Genomic DNA, 7,075 nt, shown 5'->3' on the forward strand with positions numbered 1-7,075 from the left:
CCGACAGCCCCGCGCAGCGGACCCGCCCGCCGCAGGCGCCACGGCGAGAAACCAAAAACGTCGGGTGAGGCAAAGCGCAGCGGAAGGGCGCAACGGCGAACAACCCCCACGGCGGGAAAGCCGACAACGTCGGGCGCAGGCAAAGCGCAGCGGAAAGGCCTCAGCCAAGCGCCCGCGTCACCGCGTAGATGCACAGCCCCGCCAGTGCCCCCACGACCGTGCCGTTGATACGGATGAACTGGAGGTCGCGGCCGATGTGCGCCTCGATCTTCTTCGAGGTGTGTTCGGCGTCCCAGCCGGCGACGGTGTCAGTGATCAGGGAGGTGATCTCGCCCTGATACGTCGTCACCACATAGACCGCGGCGCCCTCCAGCCAGCCGTCGACCTTGCCCCGGAGCCGCCCGTCGGCGGACATCCGCTGCCCCAGGGACAGCAGCGCGGCTCGCACCCGCAGCCGCAGTTCGCTGCGCTCGTCCTCGGCGGCGGCCACGATCATGGCGCGGACCGAGCCCCAGGCGGAGGCGATCAGGTCCTGCACCTCACTGCGGCCCAGCACCTGCGACTTGAGCCGTTCGACCTTCTCGCGGGTGCCGGGGTCGGACTGCAGGTCGCCCGCGAAGTCCTTGAGGAAGCGGTCCACCGCACCGCGCGCCGGGTGTTCGGGCATGTCCCGCATCTCGGTGACGAAGCGGAGCAGCTCCTTGTAGACCCGGTCGCCCACCCTGCGGTCGACGAAGCGCGGCGTCCATCCGGGGGCGCCGCCGGAGACCGCCGCCATGACCGAGTCGCCGTGCTCGACCAGCCAGTCGTGGGCGCGGGCGCAGACCAGGTCCACCACCCGGGTGTGGCCGCCCTCGGCGACGACCTTCTCCAGCAGGGCGCCGAGGCCGGGCGCGATCTCCTGGGCGTCCGCGCGCCGGGTGATGGCCTCGCCGACCACCGCCTGGACGTCGGAGTCGCGCAGCACCGTCAGCGCCCCGCGCAGCGCGGCGGACAGCTCGGCGGTGACCCGGTCGGCGTTGTGCGGCTCGGCGAGCCAGCGGCCCAGCCGGGCGCCGATGCCGACGGAGCGCAGCCGGCGGCGGACCACCTCGCCGGACAGGAAGTTCTCCCCGACGAAGTCCCCCAGGCTCCGGCCGAGTTGGTCCTTCTTGGTGGGGATGATGGCGGTGTGCGGGATCGGCAGTCCCAGGGGCCGCTTGAACAGCGCGGTGACCGCGAACCAGTCGGCCAGCGCGCCGACCATCCCGGCTTCCGCCGCCGCCGCGACGAACCCCGTCCAGCCGCCCGCCCCGGACGCGCCGGCCCACCTCGCCAGGACGTAGACCAGCGCGACGGCCAGCAGCAGGCAGGTCGCCAGGGTCTTCATCCGGCGCACGGCCCGCCGCTTCTCCTCGTCGGCGGCGCTGTACCGGAAGCCGCCGGGTCCCGCCGCCCGCCCGGCCGCTGCGCCGCCCGCCACCGCCACCGGCGCCGCGGCCGGCGCCGCCTGAGCCTTCGTGTCGTCCATCCGCTCCACCGTTCCCACCGTTGCCCCCGCCCGCCATCCGTACGCCCGCACCGCGCGCGGCGTCCGTACCACCTGTTCCGTCCGTCCCGCGCACCCCGTCCGTACGCCCGTATGTCCCACAGTGCCCTACTCCCGGAACCCCGCACGAGTTCCCGGTGCGCCGGGCGGCCCCCGGTGGACCGTGGGACCATGGACGCCCGCCGGACGGCCACGGTTGCCGCCGGCCACGGGACGCGGGTGCCGTACGCGTCCAGCTGCCCCTGCCCGCCCGGAGCACGCAGCTCCGCCAGCCCCAGGAGACCACTCCCGCATGAACAGACGTGTGGGTTACACGCTGCTCGCCGGTATGGCGGCGGCGGTGGTGCTGATCTCGGCCGCGATATTCGCCGGCTTCGACGGCGAGCGCGGCACCCCGGGCAGCGCCCCGCACTCCCCGCACCCCCCGGCCAACCCCGCGGCCTCCGGGCGGTGGGTCGGCACCTGGTCGGCAGCCGCCGCATCGGCCGAGCCGGGCACCCAGGACGGCTATGCGCAGATGTCGATACGGAACGTCGTGCACACCAGCGTCGGCGGCACCGGCGCCCGCATCCAGCTGTCCAACCTGTTCGGCACCCGGCCGCTGACCTTCAGCCACGCCTCGCTGGCGCTGGCCGCGGGCACCGGCGACCCGACCGCCGCGGCCGGCACCATGCGCCGGCTGTCGTTCGACGGCAAACCCTCGGTGACCATCCCGATCGGCGGCCAGATCACCAGCGACCCGGTCCGGCTGGCCGTCCCCGGCGACGCCGACCTGCTGGTCACCACCTACTCCCCCGCCCCCTCGGGCCCCGCCACCTACCACCCGTACGCCCGCCAGACGTCCTACCTGGCGCGCGGCGACCGCACCGAGGACGCCACCGGCACCGCCTACACCGAGCAGAGCCCGTACTGGCGCTATCTGACCGGGGTGGACGTGTGGAGCGCCCGGGCGGACGGCACGGTGGTGGCCCTCGGCGACTCGATCACCGACGGCATCACCTCCACCCCGGGCGCCAACCACCGCTGGACCGACTTCCTCGCCGCCCGGCTCCGCGACGAGCCGGGCGCGCCCCGCTACGGCGTCCTCAACGAGGGCATCAGCGGCAACCGCCTGCTGATCAACGGCAGCCGCTACTCGCCCACCAACGGGCCCAGCGTCCTGGCCCGCCTGGACCGCGACGCGCTCTCCCGTGCGAGCGTGAAGGCGGTGATCGTCGAGATCGGCCTGAACGACCTGTTCAAGTCCCCGCGCCAGCTCGACCCGGACAAGGTGGTGGCCGGGATACGGCGCCTCGTCCGCGAGGCGCACGCCCGCGGGGTGCGGGTCATCGGCAGCACCCTGACCCCCTTCGGCGAGCACCGCGGCTACACCGACCGGCTGAACGCGGTACGCGAACGGGTCAACCGGCTCATCCGCTCCGGCACCGTCTACGACGACGTCGTCGACTTCGACGCGGCGCTCCGCGACCCCGACGAGCCGGAGCAGCTGCGCCCCTCGTACGACTCCGGCGACCATCTGCACCCCAGCGACCGGGGCTACCGCGCGCTGGCCGACGCCGTCGACCTGGACAGCCTCCGGCAGCGCGCGCCGGAGGCGCTGTGACGGGAGGCGACCGGTAGCCGACCGCGGCCGGCGCTCGCGCGCTCACTCCAGCTCGCGGCGCCCGCGGCGCTCGTCCCGCAGCCGTCGCCGCTCCTCCCGGCGCTCGGCCTTGAGGCGGAGCCGCTCCTCCTTGGGCAGCTTGCGCTCCACCCCGACGCCGCCCATCACGGCCACACCGGTCACGATCACCCGGGGCGCGCCGGGCTCCCCCGGAGTGCCGTCCTCCTGGGAGTCGAAGCCGCCCATGATGCCCAGCCCGCGCGTCTCGACCTCGACGCCCGGCGGCACGACGACATTGACGCCGCCCATCAGCGCCCAGACGCTGATCTCGACCTCCGGCGCCGCGAAGTTGGCCTCGCGCAGGTCGAGTTCACCGCCGCCCATGCAGCAGACCGCGGTGAACCGGCGCCCGATCGTCCACCGGCCCTTGCGCTCGAACCCGCCCAGGATCCCGACACCGGAGGTGGATCCCCGGACGTCCGGACGGATGCGCTCGGACCATGCGGTGACCGCGCCGGTCGCGCCGCCGGCCGCCGGCTCCTTGCGGAGCGAGGGCGGCGCCGGCGCCGGTGCCCCGGCCGGCAGGTCGGCGGTGATCCGCTCCAACTCCCCGTACGTACGGGCCCGGTACGTGGCGTCGAACCGCTCGTCGAACTCCGCCATGTCCAGCCGCCCCTCGGCGAGCGCGTCCCGCAGGATCTCGGCGACCCGCTCGCGGTCGGCGTCGGAGGCACGCAGCTGGGGGAGCCGTTCGTCAGTCATACGGACAGACTAGGGCGCGGCCGGATCCCCGTCTCCCGGCTCGCGGCGGGCCGCGCCGCCGCCCGCGTACAGCTCGGCGATCAACGCCTCGATGTCCGGCTCCCGTACGGACAGGTCGACCAGCGGATAGCGGTCGGCGACCGCGGCGACCAGCGGCGCCGCGCTCCCGGTCGCCGGGAACGCCAGCCACTGCCGCGGGCCCTCCACCTTGACCGTACGGGCACCCGGGACGCCCTCGATGGGCGGCAGTTCCCGCGCCAGGTCCACCACCAGCATCCGCTCGCCGTCCGCCGCCGCCCGCAGCCCCGCCAGGTCCCCGTCGTGGACCAGCCGGCCGTGGTCGATGACCATCACCCGGCGGCACAGCTGCTCGATGTCGGTCAGGTCGTGGGTGGTCAGCAGGACCGTGGTACCGCGGTCGGCGTTCACCTCGCGCAGGAAGGAGCGGACCTTCGCCTTGCTGACGACGTCCAGGCCGATCGTCGGCTCGTCCAGGTAGAGCACCTCGGGGTCGTGCAGCAGCGCCGCCGCGATGTCGCCGCGCATCCGCTGGCCCAGCGACAGCTGCCGGACCGGGACGTCCAACAGCGGGGCCAGTTCCAGCAGTTCGACGCAGCGCGCCAGGTTGGCGCGGTAGACGGCGTCCGGGACCCGGTACATCCGGCGCACCAGCTCGTAGGAGTCCTTCAGCGGCAGGTCCCACCACAGGGTGGTGCGCTGCCCGAAGACCACCCCGATCCGGCGGGCGAGCCGGGTCCGCTCCCGCGCCGGGTCGATGCCGGCCACCCGCAGCCGCCCGCCGCTGGGCACCAGAATGCCCGTCAGCATCTTGATGGTGGTGGACTTCCCGGCGCCGTTGGGCCCGATGTAGCCGACCATCTCGCCGCGCGGCACCCGGAAGGTGATGCCGTCCACGGCCCGCACCTCGTGCTTGGTGCGCCGCAGCCGGCCCGCCCGGCGCCGTACGGTGAAGACCTTCTCGACCCCGTCCAGCTCGATCAGCGGATCCCCTGGCACCACCGGTAACTCCCTCTCCATCGCCGTTATTTGAGGCACACTCAGCTGCCGGTGCTGCGGTACGCGCGGACTCCGCGCCGCCAGGCCAGCCCGGCGCCCGCGCACATCAGCGCCGCCACCGCCGGCCCCAGGAACGCCACCCAGCCCGGCAGCCCCAGCGGGTCGGGGCGGCCCAGCAGCCACAGCGCGGGCAGCCAGTTCACAAAGGCCAGCGGAACGATGAAGGTCACCCCGCGCACCAGGTCCCGGGCGAACACCGTCGGCGGGTACTGGAGCAGCGCATTGCCGCCGTAGGTCAGCGAGTTCTGGAGCTCGGCGGCGTCCTGCGCCCAGAACTGGAAGGCCGCCCCGGCGGTGTACACCGCCCCGAAGATCGCCGTACCGCACACCGCCATCAGCGGCACCATCAGGACCCGGCCCACCGTCCAGTCCACGTCGATCCGCCCCAGCGCCCAGCCCAGCACCAGCAGCGCCTGGAAGGTGCGGCCCAGGCGGCGCAGCGCGAACCGGTCGGCGGCGATCTGCACCAGGACCGGCGCGGGCCGCAGCAGCAGGGTGTCCAGGGTGCCGTCGCGGATCCGCGCACCGAGCCGGCTCAGATTGCCGAGCAGCAGGTCCGACAGGCCCAGCGCCAGGCTGCACGTGCCGTAGAGGAACGCGACCTCGGGCAGCGAGAAGCCGCCGAGCGCGCGGACCCGGGAGAACATCAGCAGGATCGCCACGAAGTCCAGCCCGCCGGCCGCGAAGTTCCCCAGCGCGGTCAGCAGGAACGACGTCCGGTAGGCGAGCGTCGCGCGCACCCACATCCACACCAGCAGCCCGTACGCGCCCAGCCCCTGCCGCACGGCAGCCGCGCGGTCCCGGCCATGCCCCGTCGGCCAGGCCCTAACCACCCTGCACCACCACCTTGCGGGTGGCCGCCGACTGCACCAGCCGCCCCAGCGCCAGCAGCGCCGCCGCCCAGGCCGCCTGGAACGCCAGCCCGCGCAGCAGCGCGCCGCCCGTCCGGGCGCCCATCAGCACATCGGCCGGCACCTGGAGCAGCGCCGCCCACGGCAGCAGCTGCGCGAGATCGGCCAGCGCGCCCGGGAAGACCCGCAGCGGCAGCACCAGCCCCGAAAAGAACATGCACGACAGCGTGCTGACCATGGCCAGCCCCGAGCTGTCCAGCAGCCAGAACGACGCCAGCGCGACGAGATACCGCAGCGCGAAGCTGACCACCACCCCCAGCACCACCGACAGCAGGAACCAGCCCCAGGTCAGCACGCTGCCGGGCAGCGCCAGCGGGAACGCCAGCGCGCCCACCGCCATCGGCACCACCCCGCGGCCGATCAGCTGGAGCCCGGACCGCCCCAGCTCGATGGCCAGCCACCACAGTTGGAGGTCGGCCGGCCGGTAGAGGTCCACCGCGACGTCGCCGCTGCGGATCCGGTCCTGGAGCTCGTCCAGACCGCCGTACGCGATCAGCGCGAACAGCGCCTGCCCGGCCCAGACGAAGGTCAGCGCCTGCGCCCGGTCGTAGCCGCCCAGATGCGGGCGCTGGCTCCACAGGGCGAGATAGGTGTAGGCGATGATGAAGCCGAAGGCGGTGTTGGTGACCACTCCCGCCGCGGTGGCGACGCGATAGGTGGCGTACCGCCGGAAGCTGCCGGCCACCACGGCCACGTACAACACGCCCCGCTCCCCCTGTTCTTGGCCGCCCGGCCGGGTCGTCGGTCCTCGGCCGCCCGGCCGTGGTCGTCGTGCGCCGTCCGCGGTCGGGGCCCTGCGAGGTCCGGACGGCAAAACACCGGAGCCTAAGGTCTGCCCACGCCGGGCACCATCGATTTATCACCCTTGCGGGTGAGTCAGGGGCGCCATTCAGCCGGTCAGAGGGCGGACTCGGGTGTGCGCCACCCCCGAGGGCGGGGACGCAGGATGCGAAAGTTCCTCTCGGGTGTCCGCCGCCGCCCCGGCACCGCGCAGGTACACCGCACACCACCCCGTACGGCACCACCCCGTGCGACACCGTCCTGATACGACACCGATCCGCCGCGGCACAACCATCGGCGGCGGCCTAGGAGTCACACAGACATGAGCGACGATCCGCAAGCCGACGGCGCGGGCTCCGAGGCCCGCCCCCGGCGCACCGGCTGGCGCCGGGGCATCCCCACCCGGCGCATGGT

General features: G+C 73.9%; 6 protein-coding genes. 1 reads left to right on the plus strand and 5 read right to left on the minus strand.

The window, feature by feature from the left end; translation table 11 throughout:
• Positions 1-160 precede the first annotated feature (160 nt).
• Positions 161-1,510 (minus strand): DUF445 domain-containing protein, encoded by a 1,350-nt coding sequence (locus tag RZ84_RS13305; RefSeq protein WP_043269826.1) that lies wholly within the window; start codon positions 1,508-1,510, stop codon positions 161-163.
• Between the two features lie 310 nt (positions 1,511-1,820).
• Between RZ84_RS13305 and RZ84_RS13310 the strand changes: the two genes are divergently transcribed.
• Positions 1,821-3,131 carry an SGNH/GDSL hydrolase family protein gene (locus tag RZ84_RS13310; protein ID WP_043264492.1) on the plus strand — a complete coding sequence of 437 codons (1,311 nt, stop codon included), beginning with the start codon at positions 1,821-1,823 and terminating at the stop codon, positions 3,129-3,131.
• A gap of 42 nt (positions 3,132-3,173) precedes the next feature.
• On the opposite strand, the gene RZ84_RS13315 is transcribed toward RZ84_RS13310, so the two are convergent.
• The 4 genes from RZ84_RS13315 to RZ84_RS13330 form a co-directional block, all read right to left on the minus strand.
• Positions 3,174-3,893 (minus strand): DUF1707 SHOCT-like domain-containing protein, encoded by a 720-nt coding sequence (locus RZ84_RS13315; protein ID WP_043264493.1) that lies wholly within the window; start codon positions 3,891-3,893, stop codon positions 3,174-3,176.
• 9 nt (positions 3,894-3,902) lie between these two features.
• Positions 3,903-4,931 (minus strand): ABC transporter ATP-binding protein, encoded by a 1,029-nt coding sequence (locus RZ84_RS13320; protein ID WP_043264494.1) that lies wholly within the window; start codon positions 4,929-4,931, stop codon positions 3,903-3,905.
• Between the two features lie 20 nt (positions 4,932-4,951).
• Complete coding sequence (locus RZ84_RS13325) at positions 4,952-5,716, minus strand: ABC transporter permease (RefSeq protein WP_198540141.1); 765 nt, start codon at positions 5,714-5,716, stop codon at positions 4,952-4,954.
• 79 nt (positions 5,717-5,795) lie between these two features.
• Positions 5,796-6,584, minus strand: coding sequence for an ABC transporter permease (locus RZ84_RS13330; RefSeq protein ID WP_043264496.1), 789 nt, complete (start codon positions 6,582-6,584; stop codon positions 5,796-5,798).
• Between the last annotated feature and the right edge of the window lie 491 nt (positions 6,585-7,075).

This window comes from Streptomyces sp. CT34, from assembly GCF_000805335.1.
In the GTDB taxonomy this organism is placed as follows: domain Bacteria; phylum Actinomycetota; class Actinomycetes; order Streptomycetales; family Streptomycetaceae; genus Streptomyces.